At 67.8% G+C, this 25,453-nt stretch carries 25 protein-coding genes; 14 read left to right on the forward strand and 11 right to left on the reverse strand.

What is annotated here, in order from left to right:
- Positions 1 to 229: 229 nt before the first annotated feature.
- The 4 genes from AB4Y92_RS01810 to AB4Y92_RS01825 all read left to right on the forward strand — a co-directional run bounded on the left by AB4Y92_RS01810 (position 230) and on the right by AB4Y92_RS01825 (position 2,533).
- A complete protein-coding gene (locus AB4Y92_RS01810) occupies positions 230 to 760 on the forward strand; it encodes a phage tail protein (protein WP_441818078.1) in 531 nt (176 codons plus the stop codon).
- Positions 761 to 839: 79 nt separating this feature from the next.
- A complete protein-coding gene (locus AB4Y92_RS01815; protein ID WP_441818079.1) occupies positions 840 to 1,370 on the forward strand; it encodes a phage tail protein in 531 nt (176 codons plus the stop codon).
- 69 nt (positions 1,371 to 1,439) lie between these two features.
- Positions 1,440 to 1,967 carry a phage tail protein gene (locus AB4Y92_RS01820; protein ID WP_441818080.1) on the forward strand — a complete coding sequence of 176 codons (528 nt, stop codon included), beginning with the start codon at positions 1,440 to 1,442 and terminating at the stop codon, positions 1,965 to 1,967.
- A 14-nt stretch (positions 1,968 to 1,981) separates the two neighbouring features.
- Complete coding sequence (locus AB4Y92_RS01825; RefSeq protein WP_441818081.1) at positions 1,982 to 2,533, forward strand: GNAT family N-acetyltransferase; 552 nt, start codon at positions 1,982 to 1,984, stop codon at positions 2,531 to 2,533.
- A 146-nt stretch (positions 2,534 to 2,679) separates the two neighbouring features.
- Here AB4Y92_RS01825 and AB4Y92_RS01830 read toward each other — a convergent pair whose 3' ends face one another.
- The 4 genes from AB4Y92_RS01830 to soxR form a co-directional block, all read right to left on the reverse strand.
- A complete protein-coding gene (locus AB4Y92_RS01830; RefSeq protein ID WP_441818082.1) occupies positions 2,680 to 2,970 on the reverse strand; it encodes a DUF6916 family protein in 291 nt (96 codons plus the stop codon).
- Positions 2,971 to 3,628: 658 nt separating this feature from the next.
- A complete protein-coding gene (locus AB4Y92_RS01835; protein ID WP_441818083.1) occupies positions 3,629 to 4,153 on the reverse strand; it encodes an Ig-like domain-containing protein in 525 nt (174 codons plus the stop codon).
- A 324-nt stretch (positions 4,154 to 4,477) separates the two neighbouring features.
- Positions 4,478 to 4,987, reverse strand: coding sequence for a DUF1993 domain-containing protein (locus AB4Y92_RS01840; RefSeq protein WP_441818084.1), 510 nt, complete (start codon positions 4,985 to 4,987; stop codon positions 4,478 to 4,480).
- Positions 4,988 to 5,100: 113 nt separating this feature from the next.
- The gene (soxR, locus tag AB4Y92_RS01845) at positions 5,101 to 5,586 is read right to left on the reverse strand and encodes a redox-sensitive transcriptional activator SoxR (RefSeq protein ID WP_441818085.1); all 486 of its coding nucleotides are present in this window, start codon (positions 5,584 to 5,586) and stop codon (positions 5,101 to 5,103) included.
- A 115-nt stretch (positions 5,587 to 5,701) separates the two neighbouring features.
- Here soxR and AB4Y92_RS01850 point away from each other — a divergent pair, with 115 nt between their 5' ends.
- Positions 5,702 to 6,721 carry an NADP-dependent oxidoreductase gene (locus AB4Y92_RS01850; protein ID WP_441818086.1) on the forward strand — a complete coding sequence of 340 codons (1,020 nt, stop codon included), beginning with the start codon at positions 5,702 to 5,704 and terminating at the stop codon, positions 6,719 to 6,721.
- A gap of 305 nt (positions 6,722 to 7,026) precedes the next feature.
- The gene (locus tag AB4Y92_RS01855) at positions 7,027 to 8,430 is read left to right on the forward strand and encodes an MFS transporter (RefSeq protein WP_441818087.1); all 1,404 of its coding nucleotides are present in this window, start codon (positions 7,027 to 7,029) and stop codon (positions 8,428 to 8,430) included.
- Here AB4Y92_RS01855 and AB4Y92_RS01860 read toward each other — a convergent pair.
- Complete coding sequence (locus AB4Y92_RS01860) at positions 8,427 to 9,644, reverse strand: glycosyltransferase (protein ID WP_441818088.1); 1,218 nt, start codon at positions 9,642 to 9,644, stop codon at positions 8,427 to 8,429. The genes AB4Y92_RS01855 and AB4Y92_RS01860 overlap by 4 nt on opposite strands.
- A gap of 272 nt (positions 9,645 to 9,916) precedes the next feature.
- Between AB4Y92_RS01860 and AB4Y92_RS01865 the strand changes: the two genes are divergently transcribed.
- On the forward strand, positions 9,917 to 11,422 hold the full coding sequence (locus tag AB4Y92_RS01865; protein WP_441818089.1) for a phospholipase D-like domain-containing protein: 1,506 nt from the start codon (positions 9,917 to 9,919) through the stop codon (positions 11,420 to 11,422).
- A gap of 133 nt (positions 11,423 to 11,555) precedes the next feature.
- Here AB4Y92_RS01865 and AB4Y92_RS01870 read toward each other — a convergent pair whose 3' ends face one another.
- Together AB4Y92_RS01870 and AB4Y92_RS01875 are read right to left on the reverse strand one after the other, a co-directional pair.
- A complete protein-coding gene (locus AB4Y92_RS01870) occupies positions 11,556 to 11,819 on the reverse strand; it encodes a hypothetical protein (RefSeq protein ID WP_441818090.1) in 264 nt (87 codons plus the stop codon).
- Positions 11,816 to 12,484, reverse strand: coding sequence for a hypothetical protein (locus AB4Y92_RS01875; protein ID WP_441818091.1), 669 nt, complete (start codon positions 12,482 to 12,484; stop codon positions 11,816 to 11,818). Before AB4Y92_RS01875 ends, AB4Y92_RS01870 begins: the two co-directional genes overlap by 4 nt.
- A 210-nt stretch (positions 12,485 to 12,694) precedes the next feature.
- Here AB4Y92_RS01875 and AB4Y92_RS01880 point away from each other — a divergent pair, with 210 nt between their 5' ends.
- Positions 12,695 to 13,210, forward strand: a complete 516-nt coding sequence (locus AB4Y92_RS01880) for a YgjP-like metallopeptidase domain-containing protein (RefSeq protein WP_441818092.1) — start codon at positions 12,695 to 12,697, stop codon at positions 13,208 to 13,210.
- A complete protein-coding gene (locus tag AB4Y92_RS01885) occupies positions 13,207 to 13,824 on the forward strand; it encodes a hypothetical protein (protein WP_441818093.1) in 618 nt (205 codons plus the stop codon). The genes AB4Y92_RS01880 and AB4Y92_RS01885 overlap by 4 nt, the downstream gene beginning before the upstream one ends.
- Before the next feature lie 40 nt (positions 13,825 to 13,864).
- Here the strand turns inward: AB4Y92_RS01885 and AB4Y92_RS01890 are convergent, their stop codons facing one another.
- Positions 13,865 to 15,145: an MFS transporter gene (locus tag AB4Y92_RS01890; protein ID WP_441818094.1), complete on the reverse strand. Its 1,281-nt coding sequence runs from the start codon at positions 15,143 to 15,145 to the stop codon at positions 13,865 to 13,867.
- Between the two features lie 155 nt (positions 15,146 to 15,300).
- On the opposite strand from AB4Y92_RS01890, the gene AB4Y92_RS01895 reads away from it, so the two are divergent.
- Both AB4Y92_RS01895 and AB4Y92_RS01900 read left to right on the forward strand, forming a co-directional pair.
- The gene (locus AB4Y92_RS01895) at positions 15,301 to 16,371 is read left to right on the forward strand and encodes an oxidoreductase (protein WP_441818095.1); all 1,071 of its coding nucleotides are present in this window, start codon (positions 15,301 to 15,303) and stop codon (positions 16,369 to 16,371) included.
- A gap of 780 nt (positions 16,372 to 17,151) precedes the next feature.
- Positions 17,152 to 17,958, forward strand: a complete 807-nt coding sequence (locus AB4Y92_RS01900) for a hypothetical protein (RefSeq protein ID WP_441818096.1) — start codon at positions 17,152 to 17,154, stop codon at positions 17,956 to 17,958.
- Between the two features lie 96 nt (positions 17,959 to 18,054).
- Here the strand turns inward: AB4Y92_RS01900 and AB4Y92_RS01905 are convergent, their stop codons facing one another.
- Entirely contained in the window at positions 18,055 to 18,909 is an 855-nt protein-coding gene (locus tag AB4Y92_RS01905; RefSeq protein ID WP_441818097.1) for an NAD(P)H-binding protein, read from the reverse strand.
- 230 nt (positions 18,910 to 19,139) lie between these two features.
- On the opposite strand from AB4Y92_RS01905, the gene AB4Y92_RS01910 reads away from it, so the two are divergent.
- From AB4Y92_RS01910 to AB4Y92_RS01920, 3 genes are all read left to right on the forward strand, one after another.
- Positions 19,140 to 20,063, forward strand: coding sequence for a LysR family transcriptional regulator (locus AB4Y92_RS01910; protein WP_441818098.1), 924 nt, complete (start codon positions 19,140 to 19,142; stop codon positions 20,061 to 20,063).
- A 164-nt stretch (positions 20,064 to 20,227) separates the two neighbouring features.
- Positions 20,228 to 21,367 (forward strand): carboxylate-amine ligase, encoded by a 1,140-nt coding sequence (locus AB4Y92_RS01915; RefSeq protein WP_441818099.1) that lies wholly within the window; start codon positions 20,228 to 20,230, stop codon positions 21,365 to 21,367.
- A gap of 24 nt (positions 21,368 to 21,391) precedes the next feature.
- The gene (locus AB4Y92_RS01920) at positions 21,392 to 22,192 is read left to right on the forward strand and encodes a gamma-glutamyl-gamma-aminobutyrate hydrolase family protein (RefSeq protein WP_441818100.1); all 801 of its coding nucleotides are present in this window, start codon (positions 21,392 to 21,394) and stop codon (positions 22,190 to 22,192) included.
- A gap of 302 nt (positions 22,193 to 22,494) precedes the next feature.
- Here the strand turns inward: AB4Y92_RS01920 and AB4Y92_RS01925 are convergent, their stop codons facing one another.
- Positions 22,495 to 24,573: a S8 family serine peptidase gene (locus AB4Y92_RS01925; RefSeq protein WP_441818101.1), complete on the reverse strand. Its 2,079-nt coding sequence runs from the start codon at positions 24,571 to 24,573 to the stop codon at positions 22,495 to 22,497.
- Positions 24,574 to 25,028: 455 nt separating this feature from the next.
- Positions 25,029 to 25,382, reverse strand: a complete 354-nt coding sequence (locus AB4Y92_RS01930; protein ID WP_441818102.1) for a RidA family protein — start codon at positions 25,380 to 25,382, stop codon at positions 25,029 to 25,031.
- Between the last annotated feature and the right edge of the window lie 71 nt (positions 25,383 to 25,453).

A 25,453-nucleotide genomic window follows, 5' to 3' on the forward strand; every position in this document is an offset into this window, starting at 1 on the left:
CGTGCCCACGGCTCCCGGCACGCCCCTTTCATGACCAAATACGCAGTTCGATCACAAAACCGGCCGCCTTTGCCGCGACATTGCGTTAAGCAAGGTCATGGCGCCCAGTGCGCCATGCCCGAGCCGATCGGACCGGCCCTACCCGCCGTGCGCGGAGGGGCCGAGCGGTGGCCCGGGATTCTCGTCCGCAAGCGCGCACGGCGCCCGGAACCATCCTCTGGGGGAAGAGATGACAGAAGTATTCGTAGGACAAATCATCACGGTCGGCTTTGCGTTCGCGCCCAAGGGATTCGCGACCTGCAACGGCCAGCTGTTGGCCATCGCGCAAAACCAGGCCCTGTTCTCGCTGCTGGGCACCCAGTACGGCGGCAACGGCACGACCAACTTCGCGCTGCCCAACATGCAAAGCCGCACGCCGGTCGGCACCGGCCAGTCGGCCGACGGCGGCTGGAACCCGGCGCCGTACAACATCGGCGAAACCGGCGGCGTCGAGAACGTCACCCTGCTGCCGCCGCAGATGCCGACCCACACCCACGTCATGTCCGGCATCACCGCCGCGGCGACCACCCGCAGCCCGCGCGATGCGCTGTACGGCAACGACACTTCCCAGATCTACGCCAACACCGGCGGCCCGCAGATTCCGCTGGGCCAGAACACCCTCGCGCAGGCCGGCAACACCCAGCCGCATTCCAATATCCAGCCGTATCTGACGATCAACTTCTGTATCGCGTTGCAAGGCATCTATCCGTCGCGCAACTGACGCCACGCCATCGACGCGCAACAGCGTCAGCGCCGACCGCGATCCACTTGCACGATTCACTGTTTACGGAGTTCATCTCATGAGCCAACCCTTCGTCGGAGAAATCCGCCTATTCGCCTTCGGCCGCACACCGAACGGCTGGTTTGCCTGCAACGGCGCCTCGGTGTCCATCGCCGAGTACGAAGTGCTGTTCACCCTCCTCGGCACCACCTATGGCGGCGACGGCCAGAGCTTTTTCAACCTGCCCGACCTGCGAGGCCGCGTGCCGATCCACCAGGGCACCGGCCCCGGCCTGAGCAACTACGTCATCGGCCAGAGGTCCGGCAGCGAGTCGGTGACCCTGATCGGCACTCAGATGCCGGCGCACACGCACACGCTGCTCGCGACCACCACCGCGGCCACCGCCAACGTACCGGCGACGAATCTGCAACTGGGCGCGTTGAGCGGCGACACCATGTACGTCACCGACATCACCGGACTGGTGCCGATTCCGATGGCGACCAACTGCACGAGCTCGATCGGCAACAACCAGCCGCACGACAACACGATGCCCACGCTGACGGTGCAGTACTGCATCGCCTGGGCCGGCATCTTCCCGTCGCAGTCCTGATCCCATTCGCCCGCTCTCCGGCCGGCGCGCCTTGCGCGCGGCCCGGGACAGATTCAAGAGGACACACCCATGACTGAGCCCTTCATCGGCCAGATCCAGATCTTCGGTTTCAACTTCGCCCCGCGCGGATGGGCCTTCTGCGCCGGCCAGACCCTGCCGATCCAGCAGAACACCGCCTTGTTCGCGCTGCTGGGCACCCAGTACGGCGGCAACGGCACGACCACGTTCCAGTTGCCGAACTTCGTCAACCGCACCGGTTGCGAACAAGGCCAGGGCCCGGGCTTGAGCCCGCGCTCGATGGGCGAGACTTTCGGCTCCAACAGCGTCACCCTGACCACCAACGAAATGCCGGCGCACAACCACATCGTCCAGCTCTACGGCCAGAACGACACCAGCAAGCGCGCCGGTTCGCCGAGTTCGGGCAACAGCCTGGGAACGCCGGCGAGCTTCGCCTTCGCCCCGGGCACGCCGAACACGTCGTTCTCGCCGTCCACGGTACTGCCCACCGGCAACAGCCAGCCGCACGAAAACCGGCAGCCCTACCTCGCGATGAATTTCTGCATCGCGCTGGAAGGCATCTTCCCCTCGTTCCCCTGAGCCGGATGCACGCCTTGCAGTCCGCTCCGCCGCTCGCGTTTCCCGACGCGCACGGCGGCGCCCTGGAGCTTCCCGCGTCCCTGAGCGGACGCGGGATCGCCGTGCGCGCGGCGCGCACCCACGACATCGACTGGCTGCGCGGCATGTACCGGCGCCTGCGCGCGCAGGAGTTCGCGCCGATGGGCTGGCCGGCGCAGGCGCTGCATGCGTTCTTGGACCAACAGTTCACGATGCAGCACGTGCACTACATCCGCCATTACCAGCGCGCGGATTTCCTGATGGTCGAACGCGACGGCCAGCGGCTCGGACGCATCTATCTGCAACGCACCGCGCCGGAGCATCTGCTGGTCGATATCAGCCTGGACGAATCCGCGCGCGGCAGCGGTATCGGCGGGGCGCTGATCGTGTGGGCGCAGGACGAGGCGCGCGCGCTCGGACGCGGCATGCGCCTGCATGTGGAACACGGCAATCACGGCGCGCGGCGTCTGTACGAGCGGTTGGGCTTCGTGGTGGTGGACGCGATGCCGACGCATGCGTTGATGCGCTGGGAATCGGATATGCGTTGAGTGGGAGTGGCACGCCGGCAATCGATCGCCGGCAAGCGCGTGGCCGCGGCCGCGCGCGATACGACTGCGCGCCGCGATCCGCGCACGCGGCGGTCATCGATGAAAATCTTCGAACAGGCCGATCCGCGGATCGGCCCGATCCGATCTCAGTTGAAGATCGCCTGGTAAAGAAAACCTTCGCGTTCGCGCGCGACCGGCACCAGGAAAATGCCGACCTCGCCGATCGAATCGTGGCGCATCACATAGATCTGCTGCGGAAACAGGAACGCCGAAGTATTGCGGAACAGCAGCGAGAACGGCGCCCGCGCCGCCTGCTGCGGCCGCGTACTCAGCGCGCGCGCCTCGACCAGCACGAACGGCACCTCGCTGTCGTTGAGTTGCGCCGAGTAGGTCTCGTTCACATGCCCGGCGAAGTGTTCCAGCGTCAGCAGTTCCATCGTTCAGGGCCTCCCCAAGCCGAGGCCGCATCGTCGTCGCGCCGGCGGCAAGATGCAAGCCCCCSGCGCGAATCTGCGATGCATTCGGCTAATCCGCTGTCGTTCGCCGCACGCCGTGCGCCTGTGCGCGCAATCGCGCGATGGCGGCGCGGCTTTGTGCGCCGCGGGATGGTTCATCGCGAACCTGCCGGCGGCGAGCATCGCACCGCCCCGGCTCCGGCCGCCGCGCCGCAAGCCCAGTGCGGCGGGCGGCGACCGGAGCCGCCGACACGCGGGCGTCCCTGCCCGCTTCGACTTTCATCACTGACGAGGAGATGAAAGGCGTCCTGACTCGAATCTCTCCGACCGGGCCGTGCCCGCCGGTTTCGGTCCGTACCGGGCCGCGACGCCGCAGGCGGAAGACCTGCGAACGCCGCGGACCGGCCGACACCGGGGATCGCGCAATCCTCGTCCCGATCCGCGGCTGACGCGCCGGCGCGATCGGCCCGGCCATCACCACGACGAGAGGGCCGGCGAAACGGCCGCGCATCGCGCGGACCGGTCCGAAGCACTGCGTATCGGCTCGCGCGCCCAGCGCCCGAAGCCGTCCCCTACCCCTTTCCGAGGGGTACCGGTAGCGCCGCCGCGGTGCGCGCGGCGGCGGCAAGGTGAGCGGCCGTTACAAGGCCGCGGCTGCCGTCGCCGGCAGGCTGCGTTCGCGGATCGAAGTCACCGCCACCACCGCTTCGGCGCTGTCCTGGCCGGCATGCACGCGGTAGGTGTAGGTGTCGACGCCGACGAAGTCCGGATCGGGCCGATAGGTGGCGCGACCGTTGTTGATGGTGACCCGGCCATGGCGCGGCGCCACCGCCAGGCTGTAGCTCAGCGCATCGCCGTTGCCGATCGAACCGCGCAGCGCGATGGTCGAATCGGCGCCATCGACGCTGTTGGTGACCAGATCCGACGCGGCCAGCGGCTCGTAACGGCGCAGGCGCGCGAGGTCGCGCTCGATCGGCGCCAGGGCGGAGGTGTCGAAGCCGCCATCGCGCGAAGACTGCGAGGCTGTGTGGGCAGACTGCGATCGCAGCGGCTGCGCCGCTTGCTTGCGAACATCGTCCAACTGCGGGGCACCGGACGCACCGGCGACCAGCGCGGCGAGCGCCAGACTCAGTACGAAGGGCCCCTGGATACTCTTGTACGGCATGCCAACTCCTTCTGGGTTGCAACGGATGGGGGATTCCGGACCGCGCGTCCTTGCGCCGACCGCTCCGCGGTCGAGGTCCTGAGAGTGTCCGGACCCGCTTACGACGTCCTGTCGTCAACGGGAAAACATGATCGCAGCAAGGCGTCGCACAGGCCGAGATCAGAGGCGACGGCGATCGAAAAAATCGTCTTCGAACACGTCGATTTCGGGGCGAAGAAATCGCCGTCCGAAGGCTTTGTCGCGACCACGAAAAAGCCCGCCGAAGCGGGCTTTGGGGCGACGCGATCGCGATGTTTCAATCCATCGCGTTGCGCGCGGCGATGCTCAGTACTTGCCCATGAAATCGCGCTTGCCGATTTCCACGCCGTTGCCGCGCAGGATCGCGTAAGCGGTGGTGACGTGGAAGAAGAACTGCGGCAGGCCGTAATGGATCAGATAGTCGTGTCCGCCGAAGCGGCGTTCCTTCGGCGTGCCCGGACGCAGCACGATTTCGCGATCCTGCGCGCCTTCGAACAAGGCCGGCTCCAGGCCGTCGATGAAGGTCTGGGTCTTGGCGATCAGCGCCTGCAACTCGGCGAAGCTGCGCTCCTTGTCGTCGTACACCGGCACATCGACATCGGCCAGGCGCGCGCTGACGCCCTTGGCGAAATCGCACGCGATCTGCACCTGGCGCAGCAGCGGGAACATGTCCGGGAACAGGCGCGCCTGCAGGTAGGCGTCCGGGTCGATCTTGCGCTCGCCGGCGTGGGCCTCGGTGCGGGCCAAAATCTCGCTCAGGCTGCCGAGCAGTTGCTTGAACACCGGAACGCAGGCGGAGTGAATCGAAAGGGTCATGGCGACATCGTCAGGCGGAGGGAAGCGCCCATGGTACGACGCGGCGCGCGCTCGCAGATCAAACGCCCGTCTTCGCAAGGCCAACGACCTCGCCGTGCGCACCCCCGCCGGGCTCAATCCGCCTTCTTCGCGCCCCGCCGCGGCTTGGCCTGCTTCAACGCCGCCGCCCAGCGCTGCGCGCCGGCGCCCTGGTCGCCCCAGGTATCGTCGGGATTGGCCAGACGGCAACGATCCAGCGACAGGCAGCCGCAGCCGATGCATTGGTCCAGGGTGTCGCGCATCAGGCTGAGGTTGGCGATGCGTTGTTCGAGTTCGTCTTTCCACGACGCCGACAGCCGCGCCCAGTCCGCGCGCGAAGGCACGCGCGAGTCGGGCAAGGTGTCCAGCGCTTCGCGGATCGTCGCCAGCGGCATGCCCACGCGCTGGGCGACGCGGATGATCGCGATGCGGCGCAAGGTGTCGCGGCCGTAGCGGCGCTGGTTGCCGGCGGTGCGCAGGCTGTGGATCAGGCCCTTGGCTTCGTAGAAATGCAGGGCCGACACGGCCACGCCGGAACGTTCCGCCACCTGGCCCACGCTGAGTTCGGCGGCGATGCTCATCGGCGCGCGCTGCCGGCATGGGGCGGATGCGGACTGAAGGTGCGACACATTGGCGCTTGACCTCAAGTTACATTGAGGTTCTATCCTGGCGGCCATCCCCTCACGGCGTCAAGTCATGGCCCTTCATCATGCTGAGCCGCGCGCATCTCACACCGCGCCGGTGCCGCCGCGAGTCAAGGCGGTGGTATTCGACCGTTACGGCCCGGCCGATGTGCTGCGCGCGATCGACCTGCCGATGCCGCAGGCCGGTCCCGGCGAAATCCGGGTGCGCGTGCGCGCCGCCGGCGTGCGTCCCGGCGATATCGCCCTGCGCCGCGGCCCGGGCGCGAACGACGCCGCGCGCGGCGACGCGCTGACCGCGTTTCCGCGCCGCCTGGGCAACGAATTCGCCGGCGTCGTCGATCAGCTCGGCGACGGCGTGCGCGACTTCGCTCTCGGCGACGAAGTCATGGGCTGGGCCGCGGCGATGAGTTATGCCGAAGCCCTGACCGTGCCGGTCGCGCAAGTGGTGCGCAAACCGCTGACGATGTCCTGGGCCGTGGCCGGCGCCCTGCCCTCCACCGGCCAGAGCGCGCACGCCGCCTTGCGCGAGTTGCGCGTGAGCGCGGGCGAAACGGTGTTGATCCACGGCGCCGCCAGCGGCATCGGCAGCGTGGCCGTGCAACTCGCGCGGATCTGGGGCGCGCGCGTGATCGCCAGCGCCGCCGCGGCCGATCACGACTATCTGCATTCGCTCGGCGCGCATCCGGTGGGCGACGGCGAAGCCGGCATCGCCCAGGCGCGCGCGCTGGCGCCGCGCGGCATGGATGCGGTGTTCGATGCCTGCGGCGAAGAAACCTTCGCCGATTGGATCGGCATGGGCGCGGACGCCGCGCGCATCGTCACGCTGTGCGATTGCGAACGCACGCGCCGCCTGGGTTTGCGGACCCTGCGCAGCCAGCGCAGCCGCGAGCGCCTGGCCGAACTGGCGAGCCTGCACGAACGCCACGGCCTGCTGGTGCACGTGCGCGAAATGTTTCCGCTGACCCGCGCCGCCGAAGCGCATCGCGCGGTGGAACGCGGCCCGGCGCGCGGCAAGGTGGTGCTGATGGTCTACGAGGCGATACCGCTGCCGTTGCTGAGGTTGAGCGCATGAACGCCGATGCGCTCGATCGCGCGCGGCCGCTCGACGCGTCCATCGGCGATAGTGAAACATCCGCGCAGTCCGCTGCCCCAGGCGCTCCAGCCCCGACACCCGACGAAAGCACGCTGGCGCTGCGGAGCGGTCCGGTCGCGGCTGGAGCGCCTGGGGCAGCGAATCGAACGCATACAACGCCGCCACCGGCGATCGACGATGATGGCGCCCCTTCTTCGCCACGGCCGCGCGATCCGATGACCCAAGCCGACGCTCGCGGCCCCGGCGACACCGGTCCCGACGCCTCAACAACACAAGACTTCGCAGTGAATGCAACCACCGACACCGCGCCGGACCGCGCGAACACGGACGAAACCGAACACAGCAGCCTGTTCGCCCCGCGCTACCGCAGCCTGACCATCGGCGCGATCGCCCTGGTCGCGCTGGTCGCGTTCGAAGCGCTGGCCATCACCACCGCCATGCCCACCGTCGCACGCGCGCTCAACGGCCTGTCGCTGTACGCGCTGGCCTTCGGCGGCACGCTGGCCGCGAGCGTGATCGGCATGGTCGCCGCCGGCCGCTGGGCCGACGCGCGCGGGCCGGCCGCGCCGCTGGGCCACGGCATCGCCTGGTTCGCCGTGGGTCTGATCGCCGCCGGGCTGGCGCCGTCGATGGGCTGGTTGATCGCCGGCCGCGTGGTTCAAGGTTTCGGCGGCGGATTGATTTCGGTCGCGCTGTACGTCGTGGTCGGACGGGTCTACCCGGCGCAGTTGCGGACGAAGATTTTCGCCGCCTTCGCCGCCGCCTGGGTGGTTCCTGCGGTGGTCGGCCCGGCCATCAGCGGCGCCATCGTCGAACACGCCGGCTGGCGCTGGGTGTTCCTGTCGGTGCCGATCGCCGCCGCGCTCGCCGCGGCGCTGGTGTTGCCGGCGCTGCGCGGCCTGGGGCCTTCGGCCGCGGCCGGCAGCGGGCTGTCCAACGGCGAACAATCCACGCGCCTGCTGTGGGCGCTGCTGACCACCGCCAGCCTGCTGGCCCTGCACTACGGCGGCCAACAGCGCGGCTGGACGGCGCCGCTGTGGCTGTTGCCGGCGACCGCCGCGCTGGCCCTGGCCGCGTCGCGCCTGTTGCCCAGCGGCACCCTGCGCGCCGCGCGCGGGCTGCCGACCGTGGTCACGCTGCGCGGCATCGGCTCGGGCGCGTTCTTCCTGACCGAGGCCTACATCCCCTTGCTGCTGTCGCAGGAACGCGCGCTGTCGCCGACCTGGAGCGGGCTGGTGCTGACCTTGGGCGCGGTGGGCTGGTCGTGCGGCGCGTGGTTCCGCGGCCGCACCACCGATGCGCGCAAGCCGCAGCGGTTCCTGCAGGCCGGCATGGCGATGGTCGCGCTCGGCATCGGCGCGGTCGCCACGCTGATCGCGCCGCAAACGCCGCTGATGCTCGGCATCGCCGGCTGGGTTCTCGCCGGCCTGGGCATGGGCCTGTTCTATCCGACCTTGTCCGTGCTGATGCTGGAGCTGTCGCCGCCGGAGCGGCAGGGCGTCAATTCCTCGGCGCTGCATCTGGGCGACGCCATCTACACCGCCACCGCGCTGGCGATCGGCGGTTCGTTGTTCGCCGCCTTGCTGAGCCGCTCGCACACGATGGCCTACGTGTGCGGATTCGCCATCGCCATGAGCTTGGCGCTGTTGGGATTGCTGCTGGCGGCGCGGGTCAGGCCGCGCGCCTAGCGCGCGGTCTGCGTCGCCTGCTGCGAGGCCAACGCGCGTTGCGGCGCGGCCTGCGCCAGGCGCTGGTACAGCGCCACCACCTGCTCCATCAACCCCTGCGTACTCCAGCCGCCGGCATCGACCGGCCCGGCCGCGGACAACTGCGCGCGCAACTGCGGCGAACGCAGCACCCGGGTCACATGGCCGGCAAAGGCTTCGACGTCCTCTTCGCTGATCACCGCGCTGTGCGCGTCGCGCAGCACCGTCGCGGTGCCCATGACCGCGGTCGATACGATCGGCACGCCCAGCGCCATTGCTTCGATCAGCACCAGCCCCTGGGTTTCGGTCGGCGAGGCGAACACGAAGGCATCGCCGGCGCGATAGGCGTCGAGCAAGGTCGTGCGCCGGTCGAGATTGCCGAAGAAGCGCACGTTGCGCTCCAGACCGTAGTCCTTCGACAAACGCTTGAGCCGCTCGGCGTCCGGGCCTTCGCCGGCGATGATGAACATCAGCTCGGGGAAATCCGCGACCAACCGTTTGGCGACCTGCAACAAGAAAGCGATGTTCTTTTCGACCGCCAGACGGCTGACCGTGACCAAAGTCGGTCTCGATGCCTCGATCCCGTGCTCGGCGCGAAAGCGCGCGCCGTCGCCCTGCGCGAACTCGCTCAGGTCGATGCCGGTCGGCAGCACGGTCGAGGGCGTGGTGATGCCGTAGCGGTTCAGCACCTCGACCATCTGCGCGGTCGGCACGATCAGATGATCCACGCCGTGACACAGGAACCGCGACAGCCGCCGCGCCACCAGCCGCAGCAGCGCCACCGGCGCCCACGGCAGGTAGTGGCCGATGTATTCCTCGAAATAGGTGTGATACGTCTCCACCGTCGGCCGTCCGGTCAGCTCGGCCAGCTGCACGCCCAGGCGATGGGCGCGGAACGGGGTGTGGATGTGGATCACATCCCAATGCCGCAAGGTCAGCTGCGGCATCACCCGGCGCAGCTCCGGCGCGCGGATCAGGCGGTCTTCCGGATCGAAGAAGATCACCCGCGAATCGAGACGGATGATCTCGAACTCGCCGCTCTCGTGCAGTTCCTGGCCGCTGCCGGGCCCGTAGTCCGGCGCCACCAGGGTCACCGAATGCCCCATGCGCGCCAGCGACTGGGCGAAAGTGCGGATCGAGGTCGAAACGCCGTTGACCCGAGGGAAGTACACGTCCGACAGCATCAGGATGTTCATCCGGCCAGCCTAGGCCGGGCGGATGACCGATTTGTGGCGGATCGGCGCAAAACCTTGAAAATACTGCCGAATCGGGTGGGAAACCGTTCTCGGGGCCCTGCCAGGGGCGTTCAGGCGCGGGCCGAGGGGTTCGCGGCGAGGCGGTGGTGCTTCGCCAGCTCCTTGGTTGCGTCGGGCTTCACAGCGACGCCGGCCGAGGGTGGTTGCATAACCCGCCCCGGGTTCACACCATGGCCGCATCCCTCCCCCGGCCGGACCTTCTCATCATCCGCATGTCGTCGTTTTCCGATTCCGCACTCGATTCCACCGCAGGCGCCCCGCCGCCGCGCCGCTTCCGCCGCTGGCTCAAACGCGCGTTCGCCGCGCTGTTGCTGGCCTGGATCGCGATGGGCATCTATCAGGTCTACAAACCGCTGCCGGCCGGAGTCAGTCAGTCCGGCCCGCTGCGCACGGCCACGAACGTCGAACTGCTGACCGACATCACCTGGACCGACGCTGGGCAGGTGCGCCACAGCGATCAGCACGTGTTCGACGAAACCCTGCGCCTGATCGGACAGGCCCAGCGCGTCATCGTCGCGGACCAGTTCCTGTTCAACGATTTCGGCAGCGAAACCAGTGGCGCGCAGTACCGCAAACTCAGCCAGGAACTGGCCGATGCCTTGATCGCGCGCAAACGCGCGCAGCCCGACCTGCATGCGGTGCTGATCACCGACCCGATCAACACCGTCTACGGCGGTCTGCCCTCACCGCGCCTGGACGCGCTGCGCGCGGCCGGGGTCGAAGTGGTGATCACCGATCTGCGTAGCCTGCGCACGCCCAACCCGACCTGGTCGGGCCTGTGGCATCTGTGCTGCAGTTGGGCCGGCAACAGCGACGCCGACGGCTGGCTGCCCAATCCGCTCGGCCCGGGCAAAGTCAGCCTGCGCAGCTGGCTGGCGCTGCTGAACCTAAACGCCAACCATCGCAAGACCCTGATCGTCGATCAGGGCGAAGACTGGACCGCGCTGGTCGCCTCGGCCAATCCGCACGACGCCAGCAGCCTGCACGGCAACGTCGCGCTGCGCTTCAGCGGCGCCGCCGCGCTGGACCTGCTGGCCAGCGAGCGCGCCGTTGTCGCGCTGTCGGGCGGCGCCTGGCCGCAAGGCCTGCCGACCGCGGTGCCGCGCGAAAGCATCGTCGATACCACCTCGGCGCCGCGCGTGCAGATCCTCACCGAAAGCAAGATCCGCGACGGCCTGCTCGCCGCGATCGACGGCGCCCATGGCGGCGACCGGCTGGACATCGCGGTGTTCTATTTCTCCCATCGCCGACTGGTCGATGCCGTGGTCGCCGCACACAAACGCGGCGTCGGCGTGCGCGTGCTGCTCGACCCGAACGAAGACGCTTTCGGCCGCAAGAAGAACGGCGTGCCCAACCGTCAGGTCGCCTCCGAACTGCACGAAGCCGGCGTGCCGCTGCGCTGGTGCGACACCCACGGCGAGCAATGCCACGCCAAACTGCTGCTGCGCAGCGACCGCGATGGCAAGATCGAACTGATCGCCGGCTCGGCCAACTACACCCGCCGCAACCTCGACGACTACAACCTGGAAAGCAGCGCCCGCGTGGTCGCCGAAGCCGATGCCCCGGTCGCGCGCGAGGCCGCGGCGTATTTCGAACAAAGCTGGAGCAACGGCGGCGGCCGCAACATCAGCACCGACTACCCCGCCTACGCCGACGAATCGGCGTGGCGCAAGGTCTGGTATCGCTTCAGCGAGGCTAGCGGGTTGTCGAGTTTTTGAGCGCGCCGCTCATTGGCGCGCGCCGTCTTCCAGGCCGGTCACGCCCGCCTGCTTCAAGGCTGCGATCAGTCGCGTCCGGTGCGCCGCGTATCCGTCGTAAAGTTCGGCGAGCTTTTATCCGCAGGCCGCTCGACTAAGGCGGGAAGTTGCGATCCAGCCAAACGAGAAAGCGGCGAACGTCGCCGATCATTTCTTCGTCGCCAAGCAGGTAAGGACCGCCGCCGGGCCGATACAGCGCCATCGAGTGGAGCAAGCGTTCGCCGGGGGTGTCGTCTTCCTCGTAGAACAAATCCGCGAGTTCGCCCTCAAGCTCGTGCAGGAGGACCCGGCTGTTGTCGCCGTCGAGAAACCGCGCAAGCAACGAGCGCAGGCTCGAATAGTCGTTCGCGGCCGTCACGCCGGCGACGCCTCGACAACGGCCATATAGCGCTCGACGCTGGGGCAACCCAGCCGGCGCCATTCGCGATGCTCCATCTGGAAATAAGCGAGCATCGTTCCGCTCAAACCGCTGCGCGCGGCTTGAGCGCCGTCGCGGCGATAGATATCGGCGATGCGCTGCCGCTCTGCTTCCAGATGCAATATCTGTTCCGGCGACGGAGCGAGTCTCAGCTGACATTCGGGCTTAGGCAGCGCCTCCAGCGAAGCACGGATCTGCGCCAGAACGATCGACGACTCGGACGGCGCGGCGCCGTCCAGCTCGTCGATCGCCTGCAGCGCCAGATGAAGCGCATGCTGGCGGTGTTGCGGATCGAGCGTATCCAGCAAGGGCTGGCGATACGAGGCATGCGGCGACAATGCGGCGAACCACGCGCCGAATATCGCTCCGCGCGGGCCGTGTTCGGACAACAGATCGCGCAGCAGGAAAAGATCGAGCGCGGCCATGCCGCGAAGGCTCATGTAGTGGTTCGCCAAGGCCTCGTGCTGCGTGCGCGGGTACTCGGCCAGTTCGCGCGCGTATTCGGTTCCGGCCGCGGCCATGGCCGCGAGAAAGTTCGCGCTGCCTATGCCGACGCTGAACTGGCTTTGCGTGAGGCATCGAACGTCCTGGTCCAGATAATGCATGTCGCAAAGCCCGCAGGGTGATGTATCCGGGCAAGAGTATGGCGGGGTTTGGTCTAGCTCAAGTCGAGCGGGCGGCGTTTATGACTGGAGGTTCCTCTGCCTGGGCTGGGCGGTTTCTTCTGCGCAGGAATTTCTAACCTCATGCGTGGACCGAGACCGCCATCAACCCCAGTCTCGCGTCCCCGGACGGGTTTGCCGTATCGTGCCCACATGGATGAACTGCGCTATCTGCAGGGTTACGGCGAACGCGTACTGAGCCAGGTGCGCGCGCTGATCGACAGCGGGCGCCTGCAGCAGATGCTGCGCGATCGCTACAGCGCCGGTCATGAGGTGCGCGACGACAAGGCCTTGTTCGAATACGTGGTCGATATCAAAGAGCGCTACATGCGCAAGGCCGATCCGCTCAACAAGGTGATCTACGACAACAAGCTGCACGTGGTGAAACACGCGCTGGGCACGCATACCGCGATTTCGCGCGTGCACGGCGGCCGGCTCAAGGCCGCGCGCGAGATCCGCATCGCGACTTTGTTCCGCGATGCGCCGGCCGAGTTCCTGGAAATGATCGCGGTGCATGAGCTCGCGCACATCAAGCACCGCGAGCACGACAAGAGCTTCTACCAGCTGTGCACTCACATGAGCGCCGACTACCATCAGCTCGAATTCGATCTGCGCCTGTATCTGACCCAGCTGGAAATCCAGGCCAAATCCGGCAAGGACGCAACGTGACCGAACCCATGCGCATCGCCGCTTCCGCGGCTGTTCCGGCGCGGGTCTGCGCGCTGCTGACGGTACTGATCGCCGCCGGCTGCGCCCACGCGCCGCAGGCCTCGCGGCCGCCCTACGCCTGCCCTGACACCATCGCCTATCGCCTCGCCGACACGCCCGGGCCGGGCGGCCATGCGCTGGCGTTCACGCCATGGGCGTTCGCGTTGAGTTCGCAAACGCCCGAGGGTCTGTACGGATTCGAGAACGACGGCGGCATCGCGCTGGCGCGCGGCGAGACCGACCAGGACGGCACCGTCGCGATGACCGACGCGCAGCAGCAGGCGGTGACCCGGGCTTATTGCGAAACACCGGAAAAGATCTGGCTGATTTACCCCGGCCAGAGCGAGCGGGTGCGGCTCTACGATCTAAGCCTAGCCCGCGATCCGGACGAGCGCCTGTTCTACGCGCTGGTGCAGACCGGCTATGTCGGCGGCGACGATCTGCCGCGCTACCGCCGCGGTTATTTCGAAACCGAGGGCAAACAAGCGCTGAATTACGCGCTCAGCGCGGAAGAGGTCGCCGACAAGGCCGCTCTGCTGGCCAAGCTTCAGGCCGCCAAAGGCACGCGCCCGTAGCGGCGGCGCAGGCGTTCTCCACGCCTGCGCGCCCTCGCCGTCAAACCGCCGGGTCGCCCTCGCGCACCATCAGCAAGGCGATCAAGGTCAGCGCGCCGGCCGCGCTCAGGTAATAGCCGACATAGGCCAGGCCGTAGGTGCTGGCCAGCCACGTCGCGATCGACGGCGCCAGCGAGGCGCCCAGGATGCCGGCCAGATTGAACGCCAGCGAGGCGCCGGTGTAGCGCACCGAGGTGGGAAACATCTCCGACAGGATCGTGCCCAGCGGGCCGTAGGTCAGGCCCATGATCGCCAGCCCCAGGCCCAGGAACAACAAGGTGCCCCAGGCGTTTCCGCTCGAGAACAATGCCTCGAACAAGACTCCGAACACCATCACCGCCAGCGTCGACAGGATCATCGCCAGACGCCGGCCGCGGCGGTCGGCGAACAGCGCCGCCAGCGGAATGGTCACAGCGAAGAACACCACGCTGCCCAGTTGCAGCAGCAGGAACTGTTCGCGCGAATAGCCCAGCTTGGAGGTGCCCCAGCTCAGCGCGAACACCGTCATCAGATAGAACAGCACGAAGGTCGCCAAAGCGGCGAAGGTGCCCGCGATCAACGCACCCGGATGCTGCATCAACACCTTGATCATCGGCAGCCTGACCCGCTCGTGCCGGTCGATGGCCTTCTGGAACGCCGGCGTCTCGCTGATGCGCAGGCGCACCCACAAGCCCACGAACACCAACGCCGCGCTGGCCAGGAACGGAATGCGCCAGCCCCAGGCGAAGAAGGCCTCATCGCCCATGGTGTCGGTCAGCAACAGGAAGATGCCGGTGGACAGAAAGAACCCGATCGGCGCGCCCAACTGCGGAAACATGCCGTACCACGCGCGTTTGCCCGGCGGCGCGTTCTCGGTCGCCAGCAGCACCGCGCCGCCCCACTCGCCGCCCAGGCCCAGGCCCTGGCCGAAACGGCACAGCGCGAGCAAGGCCGGCGCGAGGATGCCGATGCTGGCGTAAGTGGGCAGCAGGCCGATGGCGACCGTGGACAAGCCCATCGTCAACAACGCCGCGACCAAGGTCGCCTTGCGCCCGATGCGGTCGCCGAAGTGGCCGAACACCGCCGCGCCCACCGGCCGGGCGAAGAACGCCAGGGCGAAGGTCGCCAGCGATTGCAAGGTCGCGGTGGTGGGATCGACCGCGGGGAAAAACAGTTTCGGAAACACCAACACCGCGGCGGTGGCGTAGATGTAGAAATCGAAGAACTCGATGGTGGTGCCGATCAAACTCGCGAACAACACGCGGGTGGGAGAGTTGGCGGGTGCCGCGGCGGCAGGAGTCATCGAGGTTTCCGGACAGGGGACGGTGAATTGATACTCCATCCAGGCCCGGCCGCGCAAAGCTTTTGCGCACATTGCGCACACAGGCCGTGCCGCGCCCTCTGGCCGCGGCCGGCGCGATCCGGCAAGGTGCCAGTTCCCCCCAACGAGTCCGCACAATGAACGATGCCTCCATCCGCGTCGCACTGGTCGGCTACGGCTTCGCCGGCAAGACCTTTCACGCGCCGCTGATCGCGGCCACGCCGGGGCTGACGCTGAGCCTGGTCGGCTCGCGCGACGCCGCCAAGGTGCAGGCCGATCACCCGCAGGCGATCGTGATCGACGACCCGATCGCCGCGGTCACCGACGCGCGCGCGGATCTGGTGGTGATCGCCACGCCCAACCACAGCCATGCCCCGCTCGCCCGCGCCGCGCTCGCCGCCGGCAAGCACGTGGTGGTCGATAAGCCGTTCACCCTGGACTTGGCCGAAGCGCGCGAACTGGCGGCATTAGCATCGCAGCACGGCCGATTGCTGTCGGTGTTCCAGAACCGCCGCTGGGACAGCGACTATCTCGCGGTGAAGCAGGCCATCGACGACGGCCGTCTCGGCGAAGTGGTGCATCTGGAATCGCATATCGACCGCTTCCGCCCGCAGGTGCGCGAACGTTGGCGCGAACAGGCCGGCCCCGGCACCGGCGTGTGGTGGGACCTGGGCCCGCATCTGGCCGATCAGGCCTTGCAGTTGTTCGGCCTGCCCGAGCGCGTGATCGCCAGCCTGGCGGTGCAGCGCGACGGCGCCGCCGTCGCCGACTGGGCGCATGTGGTGTTCGAATACGGCCGGCGCCGGGTCGTGCTTCACGCCAGCATGCTGGTCGCCGGCGGCAGCCCGCGCTTCATCGTGCACGGCAGCCGCGGTAGCCTGATCAAGCCGCGCGCCGATCAACAAGAAGCGCAGTTGCTGGCCGGGATCGTGCCCGGCGCCGACGGCTGGGGCGAGGACGACGACGCGCAGCTGTGGCACGACGAACACGGCGCGGTCAGCCGCGTGCCGACGCCGCCGGGCGATCAGCGTCGTTATTACATGGCCGTGCGCGACGCCTTGCGCGGCCAGGGCCCGAATCCGGTCGCGCCCGCGCAGGCGGTGGCGTTGATGGCGGTGCTGGAAGCCGCTGTCGAATCGGCGGCGCAAGGGCGGGCGGTGATGCCGGCATTGAGCGCGCAAGAACGCGAGGCGTTCGCGCAAAGCTGATCAGCGGCGTCGAGGTCTTTTGTGGGAGGGGCTTCAGCCCCGATGCTTTTCGATCCGACGCTGAGAGTCTTCCCACTGCGGATCGAAAAGCATCGGGGCTGAAGCTCCCTCCCACAACAAGCAAATGCGCATCGCGACCATGCGCCCCAGTATTTTTGCATCCGCGCGAAATTAAACTTCCGCTGCGGAAACAGCGAAAACAAAACACGTTCAGATGCGCGGCGATGCGATCGCCAAACCCAGCCGCGCATCACGCCCGCGAATCGATCTCGCGCACAACCGCATGCGCTTCGCCGAGCGAATTGCAAGCACGGATAGAGTTGCAACCGATCCGCGCGCACAAGCGCAGCGACGAATCCATCGCAGATCGGCAAAACGGACTTAAGCCCGGCGACTAATGCGCGAAGCATCAAGGTTTCGCGCACCGGCGGTTTTCTACTCTTTGCCCGCACCAACCACGAGGCATCGGTCACCCCCGAACACCGGCGCCCCGGCGCAACGGATGCGGCTCACAATCCGAACGAATCACGTGTCACCACACTTTGCGTCCAAGCCCGCCATCGCGAGGCTTGCGTCCTGACTGCAGTTGGCGGAACGGCCACGGCCGCTTCGCGTACCAGGGGTTTATCCGCGGCATTCAAGCAATCGGCCCGATCACGGCTCCCCTCGCCGTGGACGGCGGCTGCGCGATGCCGGCATCGAGCGACAACGACTTGAGCAAGCCAATACCTCGACGGATTTCATCCGCGACTTCATCACTCAACTGAGCAGGTAAACACCATGAATCAACGCACCCTCCGCTCCGCCCGCCTGAGCGCCATCGTCTGCGCCCTGGGCCTGACCTTCGCCGCCAACAACGCCGCCGCGCAAAGCTCGGAAGTGGCCTCGGCCGCGGTCAAGGCCTGCGCCGTCAGCGGCAGCGTGACCGTCACCGTGCTCGGCATCAACACCACGCTGCCGCTGCCCTGCGCCGGACAAGCGCAGGTCACCGCCGCCGGCAACGACGACAAGAGCGCGGTCGGCATCGACCTGAGTCTGCTCGGTCTGGTCAACGTGGTGAAGCTCGACACCGTGCATCAGCGCGCCGACTACACCAACCTGACCGGCGCGACCGCGCTCGACGGTTTCTCGGAAGCCGCCGGCGTAAGCCTGGTGCAGAACCTGGTCACCGCGCAGGGCCTGCGCGGCAGCCTGTCGTGCGATTCGCTGTCGGGCGACACCCGTCTGCAATGCCAGGCCACCTCGACCGTCGCCGACGTGCGCATCGCCGGCGGCAACGTCATCACCCTGCCCTCGCCGATTCCGCGCAACTTCACTGTGCCGGTCGGCGGCCGTCTGCGTCTGGTCGTGCTCGGCCTGCCGGTGGAAGTGCCGGTCGGCGGCGCGCTGGTGCTCAACCAGGCCGCTGCGAGCGGCGCCGGCACCAACCACGTGACGGTGACCCACCAGGCCGCGCAGTTGGGCCTGGGCGGCAGCGTCTCGGTCGGCGGCCTGGGCTTGATCGCGGTGCGCGTGGAAGCCAGCGCCAGCCCCTCGACCATCACCGTCAACTCGACCCGTCCGGTTTCGGCGGTCACCATCGACTGATCCGCACAATTGCGGCAACGCGCGGGTCGTGACGATCCGCGCAACCCGGCGCACCGCATCGTCGCGACGATGCGGTGCGCTTTGCGTTGCTCGGCTTCACACCAGCGCTTGCAGCACGGCGTCGAGGCCAGTCTGGCCGCGGCGGCGCGACGGCGGCGCGGACTCGAAGTCGATCCAGCCCTCGTTGAAGCCATCGAGCATGCGCATGCGCGGTTCGGGATGCTTCATGCCTTGCGCGATGAACCGCGCCTGCCATTGATCGCGCGGCAGCACGTGCGCTGCCACATCGCGCTGCAAAGCGCGCGCCAGAGCCGCGGCGATATCGCGCGGCGACACCGGTCGCGGCCCTTCCAGCTCGACCACGCGCGAGTGTTGCGCCGGTTCCATCAACAGTTGCGCGGCGACGCGGCCGACATCGACGCTGGCGACCATCGCGATCGGCCGCTCCAGCGGTTGCAGATAACTCTCGTAGCGGCCGCTGTCGCGCGCGGTCTCGATGTCCCAGGCGCAGTTGTCGAGAAACCACGCCGGCCGCAGCACGCACACCGGCATCGGCAGTTCCGCCAGCGCCTGCTCCATCAGCGTGTGCTGGCTCAGCAGATTGCTGTGCGCGGCCTGGGCGCCGACGGTGGACAACGACACCACGCGCTTCGGTTTTGCGCGCCGCAAGGCCTCGCAGATCGCGGCGGCGCGTTCGCGCACAGCCGGGAAGCCGGGCTCGGGATCGAAATCAGGCGGCGGCAGCACGAACACGGCCTCCGCGCCGGCGAAGGCCGCGGCCAGGGCGTCGGCGTCGTGCAATTCGGCCTGGGCCGATTCGCAACCCAGCTCGCGCCACGGCGCGGCCTTGTCGAGATCGCGCACGACGGCGCGCACGTTCCGGCCCGCGGCCAGCAGTTCGCGCGCGGCGGCGCCGCCGACGCGGCCGCTGATTCCAGTGATGGCGTACATGAGATGTCCTTGCGAATTCGGGCGCGTTGCGTGCAGAAAGGTGGCGACGAGGCGCGCGGTTCGAACCGGCCGGCGACGGCGTAGCTACGCCGCAGCAAGACCTGAGCGCTGCGGTGGCGGCATGATAGGCAGCGCGACCGATTGACTGAAGCGCGCCAGACTCACAACATTGATGCTATGCAGTCATCAATCCGCGGATCGCCATCTGAACCGCTGTCGGAGCCACATCCATGAGCGTTGACGGACGTCTGTTGGCCAATATCGGCGTGCTCGCGGCCGTGGTCGAGGCCGGCGGCTTCGCCCGCGCCGCCGATGGCCTGGGCCTGACGCCTTCCGGCGTGAGCCGGGCGATCGCGCGCCTGGAATCGCGCATCGGCGTGCGCCTGCTCGATCGCACCACCCGCGCCATGACCCTCACCGACGAAGGCCGGCGCCTGTACGCGCAGGTCGGTCCGTTGATGAGCGGGATCGAGGACGCGGTCGGCCAGACCACCGACGCCTCAGCGGCGGTGCGCGGCCGGCTGCGGGTCAACGTCGATCCGTTCTTCGCCCGGATGATGCTGGCGCCGCACTTGTCCACGTTTCTCGACCGTCATCCGCGGCTGGAACTGGATCTGGTCACGCGCGAGCAACTCGGCGATCTGGTCGGCGAAGGTTTCGATCTGGCGGTGCGCTTCGGCACACCGCCATCGTCGTCGCTGATCGCGCGCGAACTGCTGCGCACCCGCACCATCACCATCGCCGCGCCGGCTTATCTGGAACGCCACGGCGCGCCGGCCGCGCCGAGCGAACTGGCCGATCACGCCTGCATCCAGATGCGCGATTCGCTCAGCGGCCAACCGCTGACCGATTGGGAATATCGGCGCGGACGCCAGCGCGTCAGCGTGAAAGTGCACGGCCGCCTCACCGTCAACGAATTCGGCAGCATGCTCGGCGCCTGCCTGTCCGGCGCCGGCATCGCCCGGGTCAAGGCGATCGGCGTGCAGCGCTTCATCGACAGCGGCCAGCTGACGCAGGTGCTGACGGACTGGCAAGGCGAAGCGTTCCCGCTGTACGCGCTGTATCCCTCGCGGCATCTGCCGGCGGCGAAACTGCGCGCCTTCGTCGATTTCGTCGCCGCACTCGCGCAAGGCCACGGCGCCGCGGCGGACTGATCGCGCCAACTGCAGCAAAGCCCGCCCGCATCCGCCCGCCGTTGCGGCAGAGTTCACCGCCGTGCACGCCCGGCCCGCGCGCTCTTCAACTCGCGCTTACATCCGGAACGCTACCTTGGGCGCATGACGAACCCACACCGTTCGCAGTCCCGGGGCCGGCGGCCATGAGCGCGCTGTGCGATTACAGCTTCGGCATCGAGGAGGAATTCTTCCTCGTGCGTCCGCACAGCCGCCTGCTCGCCGCGCAAGTCCCGGCCCGTCTGCTCAAGCGCGCCCGCGCACAACTAGGCGACGCGATCGAAAGCGAGCTGCAGCAAGCACAGATCGAAATCGCTTCGCCGGTGCAATGCGACATCGCTCAGGCCCGGCGCCAGCTGGGCGAGTTGCGCCACGGCCTGTCGGAACTGGCGCACGAGCACGGGCTGGCCTTGCTCGCCGCCGGCACGCATCCGCTCGGGCAATGGCGCGAGCAGGCCCAGACCGACAAGCCACGTTATCGGCGCTTGGTGGAGGACTTCCAGATCGTCGCCCGCCGCAGCCAGGTCTGCGGCCTGCACGTGCACGTGCAGTTGCCCGACGGCGTCGATCGGGTGCAGGTGATGAACCGGGCGATGCCGTGGCTGCCGCTACTGTTGGCACTGTCCACGTCCTCACCGTTCTGGGACCGCGGCAACACCGGCCTGATGAGCTACCGCCAGGCCATGTACGACGAATGGCCGCGTACCGGCATTCCGGACTTCTTCGAAGACGAAGCCGATTACGACGCCTTCGCCGCGGTGCTGCAGCGCGCCGGCGCGATCGCCGATGCAGGTTCGCTGTGGTGGGCGATCCGTCCGTCGCCGAATTTTCCCACTGTCGAGCTGCGCATCGCCGACGCCTGCACGCGCCTGGACGACAGTCTGGCGATCGCGGCCCTGTACCGCTGTCTGATGCGGCATCTGTCGCAGCGCCCGGCGCAGGCGCCGCCGTGCAACGCCGCCACCCGCCGCATCATCGACGAGAACCGCTGGCGCGCGAAACGCTTCGGCCTGCAGGCGGATTTCATCGACGAACAGGGCAACACCGAGCCGGCGCTGGCACAGTTGCAGCGCCTGCGCGAGTTGTGCGCGGAAGACGCGCGGCAACTGGATTGCACGCAGGCGCTGGCGGGCCTGGACGACATCGTCGCGCGCGGCACCAGCGCGCACACTCAGCTGGCGCTGTACCGCCAGCATCGCCAGAGCGGCGCCAGCCGCGCCAACGCGCTCAAGGCCGTGGTGGACTGGTTGCTGGAAACCACCGTCGCCATCGACTCCACCGTCTGACACCCGCCCTTACGGATATCCGTCATGCCCTCGCCCGCCCGCAAACTGCTGATCGGCCTGTCGCCGCGCCTGATGCGCAACCTGCCGCCCGAATACGGTTTCCGCAACAAGACTTTGCAATACCTCGAGCAGTCGATGGCGCACTGGGTGATGGCCAGCGGCGCGATCGTGGTGATGATTCCCACCGTCGATGCCCAGGGCGCGGTCCAGGCCACCGATCTGTCGGTGCGCGATTACGCGCGTTCGCTGGACGGCTTGATTCTGCAAGGCGGCGCCGACATCGATCCGGTGGCCTATGGCGAGCGTCCCAGCGAACTGCTGATGACCACCGATCCGGAGCGCGACCGGTTCGAACTCAATCTGCTGCGCGCCTTCGTCGATGCGGGCAAGCCCGTGCTGGGCATCTGCCGCGGCATGCAGCTGATCAATGTCGCCCATGGCGGCAGTCTGTACCAGGATCTGGTCGGCGGCGGCGCGACGCGCGCGCAGCACTATATTCCGGCGCAATACGACGAACACGCGCATTCGCTGCGCATGCGCGAAGACGGTTGGCTGTCGTCGCTGTATCCGCAGGTGGCCGATCCGCGGGTCAACTCGATCCATCACCAGGGCGTGAAGGATCTGGGCGCGGGGCTGGAAGTCGAGGCCTGGTCGGAGGACGGCATTCCCGAATGCATCCGCGGCAACGGCGACAGCTTCGTGGTCGGCGTGCAGTGGCATCCGGAGTTTCACGATCATCGTTTTCCGGAATTGCTGCCGGGACGGCCGGTGTTGATGGCGTTCATGGAGGCGGCGCGGCGGCGGGAGCAGGTGTTGGCGGCGTGAGGGGTGGACGGTAGCGACATCAAGACCTGATGCTACGAAGTGATGACTTCTTTGCCCGGCGAAGCTGTTGAACTCCCTCTCCCGCTTGCGGGAGAGGGCTGGGGTGAGGGCTGAGCGCCGTAGGCGCGAATACTCTTGCATGAAGCCTCACCGCTACCCACACCCTCACCCCAACCCCACCCCGGCCCAAACGCATAGCGTTTGGGCGTTCGCGGACGCGCGAGCCAGTGGCTCGCAAGCAGCGTCCCCTCACCCCACAAGCGGGAGAGGGGCTTAGAGCGCTTTTCTGTCGTCAACGCCGCTTACAAACTAGCCGCACAGTTGTAGCAAACCAGCGCAAAATCCTGATCGGTATCGTCGCCAGAATTCGGCAGACCATTCGAGTTGATATCGGTCGCACGCACCACGACGCTCACACTGCCGCCATGCTGCGCCGGCTGCAGGAACACGCCCTCGTTGTTGTTGCGCGCATCCGCCGCGCCGCCGGTCGCCGACCAGCCGCTGGCGGCGAACACGTTGCCGAGATAAGTGTTGCCGCCCGCGGTCACGCGCAAATCCAGATTGTTGTTCCAGGCCGGCGTGGTGCCGCCCAGGCCGTGGCCCGGGGCGTCGGTCCACACCAGCATGATCCGCACCGGCTTGCTCGGATCGGCGGCGGTGAACGTGCGCGTCCAGCTTTCGCCGGAGTTGTTGAACACGTGGCTCTGGTCGATGTACTGCACCGTCTGCGCCGGACGCAGCACCGGTTCGATCAGCATCCGTCCCCAGCCCTGCTTGGCGTCGGGCGCGGTAGTCAAGGTGACGCCGTCGGCGTCGAGCTTGCCGACGAGGTTCTGCGCCACCGCGGTGAACGCCGCGCGGGTCAGCGCCGGGCTCGGATCGACGCCGGCGCGGCTGCGGTAGTACTGCGTGAACAAGGCGCTGGCGCCGGCCACTTGCGGCGAGGCCATGCTGGTGCCGCACATCAGGCCGTGGCCGGTCGCGCTGTTGGCCGAATCGATCGAGCAACCCGGTGCGACCATGCCCGGAATGCGGCGGCCGTCGCGCGCCGGACCGTGCGCGGTGTTGCTGGACAGATCGTTGATCGCGGCGATCTGCACGGTCGCCGAGGTCTGGCCCTTGGTCGAGCCGATGGTGAAAGTGTTCTTGGCTTCGTCCGGCGAGCCCTGGCTCTGCGTGCCGCCGTTGCCGTTCATGAACGACAGCACGTAGTTCAGCGGCTGATCGCCGGGCGCATTCGGGTCCGCGTCGCGCACGCCGACATCGACCTGACGCGTGTCGCCGTCGTAGCCGCGCGGCGTTCCCGACGGGCCCCAGCTATTGCCGGAAATGGTCGCGCGGTTGCGCACCGACTGCGTCATCAACGCCAACATGCCGCCGGCCTGGGTGTAGGTCGGCGAATACACTTGCTCGACCAGCTTGGCGCCCGGCGCGACGCCCAGGCCGCGCAGGAAGCTGCCGGTGGACGCGGTGGCGCGCGCGTTGGAAGCGCCGTCGCCGGCCATGATCGCCGCGGTGTGGGTGCCGTGCGCGCTGCTGGCCGAACCGCCGCAGGTGGTGCCGGTGCAGGTGGTCATGCGCGCGGCCAGATCAGGATGGGTGTGATAGATGCCGCCATCGACGTTGGCGATGATCGCGCCGGTGCCGTTCACGCCCAGGCCGCTGAGATAGCTCAGATAACCGGGCACGGCCAGATTGCTCGCATTGACGTTGCCGGCGTTGATCTGGCTGCTCATCTCGCCGCGCAGGCCGCCGTCGGTGGGCACGGTCTGCACGCTGTACACGCCCGGCGTCTGCGCCAGCGCGGCGATCTGGTCAGCGGGAATCTGCACGGTCTGCGTCTGCAGGCTGCGATCGAGAATCTTGCTGCCGGCGCCGATGTCGGCCACGCCGATCTTGCTCAGGCTGGCGCCGACTTCAGCGCTGCCGCGATGGCTGATCACGCTGACCTGCACCGGCCCGGTCGCGGCTTTGCGCAGTTCCGGCTGCACGCGATACGCCGGCAGGAAGTCGCCGCTCCAACGCACCTCGGCTTGCCCGGCCAGACGGTTGAGTGCATCGCGCTTGCCCCAGGCGATATAGGTGTACGGATGCAGGTATTGCACCGGTTCCAGGCCGGCGCGACGTAATTCGTCCAGCCATGCTTGTTGCACCGGGCCCTTGAATTGCACCAGACGCCAGTCTTCGCCGTCGGCGCGGGTGCGGCCCCAGGCGCTGGCAGCCTGCACGGGTTTGCTTTTGAGCGGATCGAAACGCAATCCGCCCAGATCGAGTTCGAAACCGCTCGCGGGCGCGGCGGGCGCGGCCTGCGCGAGCGACAGCAACGGCGTAATAGCGAGCGCCACGGCCAGGGCCGTGAGCGGGATGCGGCGACGGTTCATGCGGTTCTCTCCAGAAAGGTTCGACAAACGCCGCCCGTGCGGGCGACGGCTCGGTGGGTGCGATCTTGGAAAACACCGGACGGCAACGTCCGTGCTGCTCGCGTCGCGAAGACGCCCGCCGACACTGCGCCCGCGCGGGCGACCGCGTCCATGCGAATACGAACGGCGCTTCTAAATGATCGTTGAGGGCGATCACAGAACTTCGAAGAGGTACATGAACCGGCGCGGGCGAAAGATCAGACGATTGCGTCGATCGATGCGGAGTTCGACGCGTGCGCGCGCATCGACGCGAATAAAATTTCGCGGCGGATGTCGATCGAAAATATCGCTGCGCTAGTCAGCGAAACCGGCGACGGTGCGATCCAAACGTGGATCGGATGGCGCGGTCGAAGATGCGAAAAACAGGCATGAAAGATGCGGCGCGAAACCTTCGCGCCGCATCGGCGGCGCGGCGCTTACTCGCTCGCGACCGCCGCCGTCACCACGATTTCCACCTTGAACTTCGGATTCGCCAGCGGCGCCTGCACGGTCGCGCGCGGCGGCGTGTGGCCGGGAACGACCCAGCTGTCCCATACCGCGTTCATGCCGGCGAAATCGGCCATGTCGGTGAGAAAAATCTGCGCCATCAGAATGCGGCTCTTGTCGGTGCCGGCGCGCGCGAGCAGCGCGTCGATCGAGGCCAGGGTCTCGCGGGTCTGGCCGGCGATGTCGAGGTCCTCGCTGTCGGGCACTTGCCCGGCCAGATAAGCCACGCCGTTATAGACCGCCATTTCGGACAGGCGCGCGCCGACGTCGAATCGCTGGATCATGGGTTCACCTCAGGGATGTGGGACGGGCATTGTCGGTCATCGCGCGCCCGCGCACACCTGTCGGCGCGCGA

The organism is Lysobacter sp. TAB13 (genome assembly GCF_052113885.1).
Classification (GTDB): domain Bacteria; phylum Pseudomonadota; class Gammaproteobacteria; order Xanthomonadales; family Xanthomonadaceae; genus Lysobacter; species Lysobacter gummosus.

What these genes read in the sequence shown, in the direction of transcription:
- AB4Y92_RS01810 (WP_441818078.1), top strand. Translation starts at nt 230, where the DNA reads ATGACAGAAGTATTCGTAGGACAAATCATCACGGTCGGCTTTGCGTTC.
- AB4Y92_RS01815 (WP_441818079.1), top strand. Translation starts at nt 840, where the DNA reads ATGAGCCAACCCTTCGTCGGAGAAATCCGCCTATTCGCCTTCGGCCGC.
- AB4Y92_RS01820 (WP_441818080.1), top strand. Translation starts at nt 1,440, where the DNA reads ATGACTGAGCCCTTCATCGGCCAGATCCAGATCTTCGGTTTCAACTTC.
- AB4Y92_RS01830 (WP_441818082.1), bottom strand. Translation starts at nt 2,970, where the DNA reads ATGGAACTGCTGACGCTGGAACACTTCGCCGGGCATGTGAACGAGACC.
- AB4Y92_RS01835 (WP_441818083.1), bottom strand. Translation starts at nt 4,153, where the DNA reads ATGCCGTACAAGAGTATCCAGGGGCCCTTCGTACTGAGTCTGGCGCTC.
- AB4Y92_RS01840 (WP_441818084.1), bottom strand. Translation starts at nt 4,987, where the DNA reads ATGACCCTTTCGATTCACTCCGCCTGCGTTCCGGTGTTCAAGCAACTG.
- soxR (WP_441818085.1), bottom strand. Translation starts at nt 5,586, where the DNA reads ATGAGCATCGCCGCCGAACTCAGCGTGGGCCAGGTGGCGGAACGTTCC.
- AB4Y92_RS01850 (WP_441818086.1), top strand. Translation starts at nt 5,702, where the DNA reads ATGGCCCTTCATCATGCTGAGCCGCGCGCATCTCACACCGCGCCGGTG.
- AB4Y92_RS01860 (WP_441818088.1), bottom strand. Translation starts at nt 9,644, where the DNA reads ATGAACATCCTGATGCTGTCGGACGTGTACTTCCCTCGGGTCAACGGC.
- AB4Y92_RS01865 (WP_441818089.1), top strand. Translation starts at nt 9,917, where the DNA reads ATGTCGTCGTTTTCCGATTCCGCACTCGATTCCACCGCAGGCGCCCCG.
- AB4Y92_RS01875 (WP_441818091.1), bottom strand. Translation starts at nt 12,484, where the DNA reads ATGCATTATCTGGACCAGGACGTTCGATGCCTCACGCAAAGCCAGTTC.
- AB4Y92_RS01880 (WP_441818092.1), top strand. Translation starts at nt 12,695, where the DNA reads ATGGATGAACTGCGCTATCTGCAGGGTTACGGCGAACGCGTACTGAGC.
- AB4Y92_RS01890 (WP_441818094.1), bottom strand. Translation starts at nt 15,145, where the DNA reads ATGACTCCTGCCGCCGCGGCACCCGCCAACTCTCCCACCCGCGTGTTG.
- AB4Y92_RS01895 (WP_441818095.1), top strand. Translation starts at nt 15,301, where the DNA reads ATGAACGATGCCTCCATCCGCGTCGCACTGGTCGGCTACGGCTTCGCC.
- AB4Y92_RS01900 (WP_441818096.1), top strand. Translation starts at nt 17,152, where the DNA reads ATGAATCAACGCACCCTCCGCTCCGCCCGCCTGAGCGCCATCGTCTGC.
- AB4Y92_RS01905 (WP_441818097.1), bottom strand. Translation starts at nt 18,909, where the DNA reads ATGTACGCCATCACTGGAATCAGCGGCCGCGTCGGCGGCGCCGCCGCG.
- AB4Y92_RS01910 (WP_441818098.1), top strand. Translation starts at nt 19,140, where the DNA reads ATGAGCGTTGACGGACGTCTGTTGGCCAATATCGGCGTGCTCGCGGCC.
- AB4Y92_RS01915 (WP_441818099.1), top strand. Translation starts at nt 20,228, where the DNA reads ATGAGCGCGCTGTGCGATTACAGCTTCGGCATCGAGGAGGAATTCTTC.
- AB4Y92_RS01920 (WP_441818100.1), top strand. Translation starts at nt 21,392, where the DNA reads ATGCCCTCGCCCGCCCGCAAACTGCTGATCGGCCTGTCGCCGCGCCTG.
- AB4Y92_RS01925 (WP_441818101.1), bottom strand. Translation starts at nt 24,573, where the DNA reads ATGAACCGTCGCCGCATCCCGCTCACGGCCCTGGCCGTGGCGCTCGCT.
- AB4Y92_RS01930 (WP_441818102.1), bottom strand. Translation starts at nt 25,382, where the DNA reads ATGATCCAGCGATTCGACGTCGGCGCGCGCCTGTCCGAAATGGCGGTC.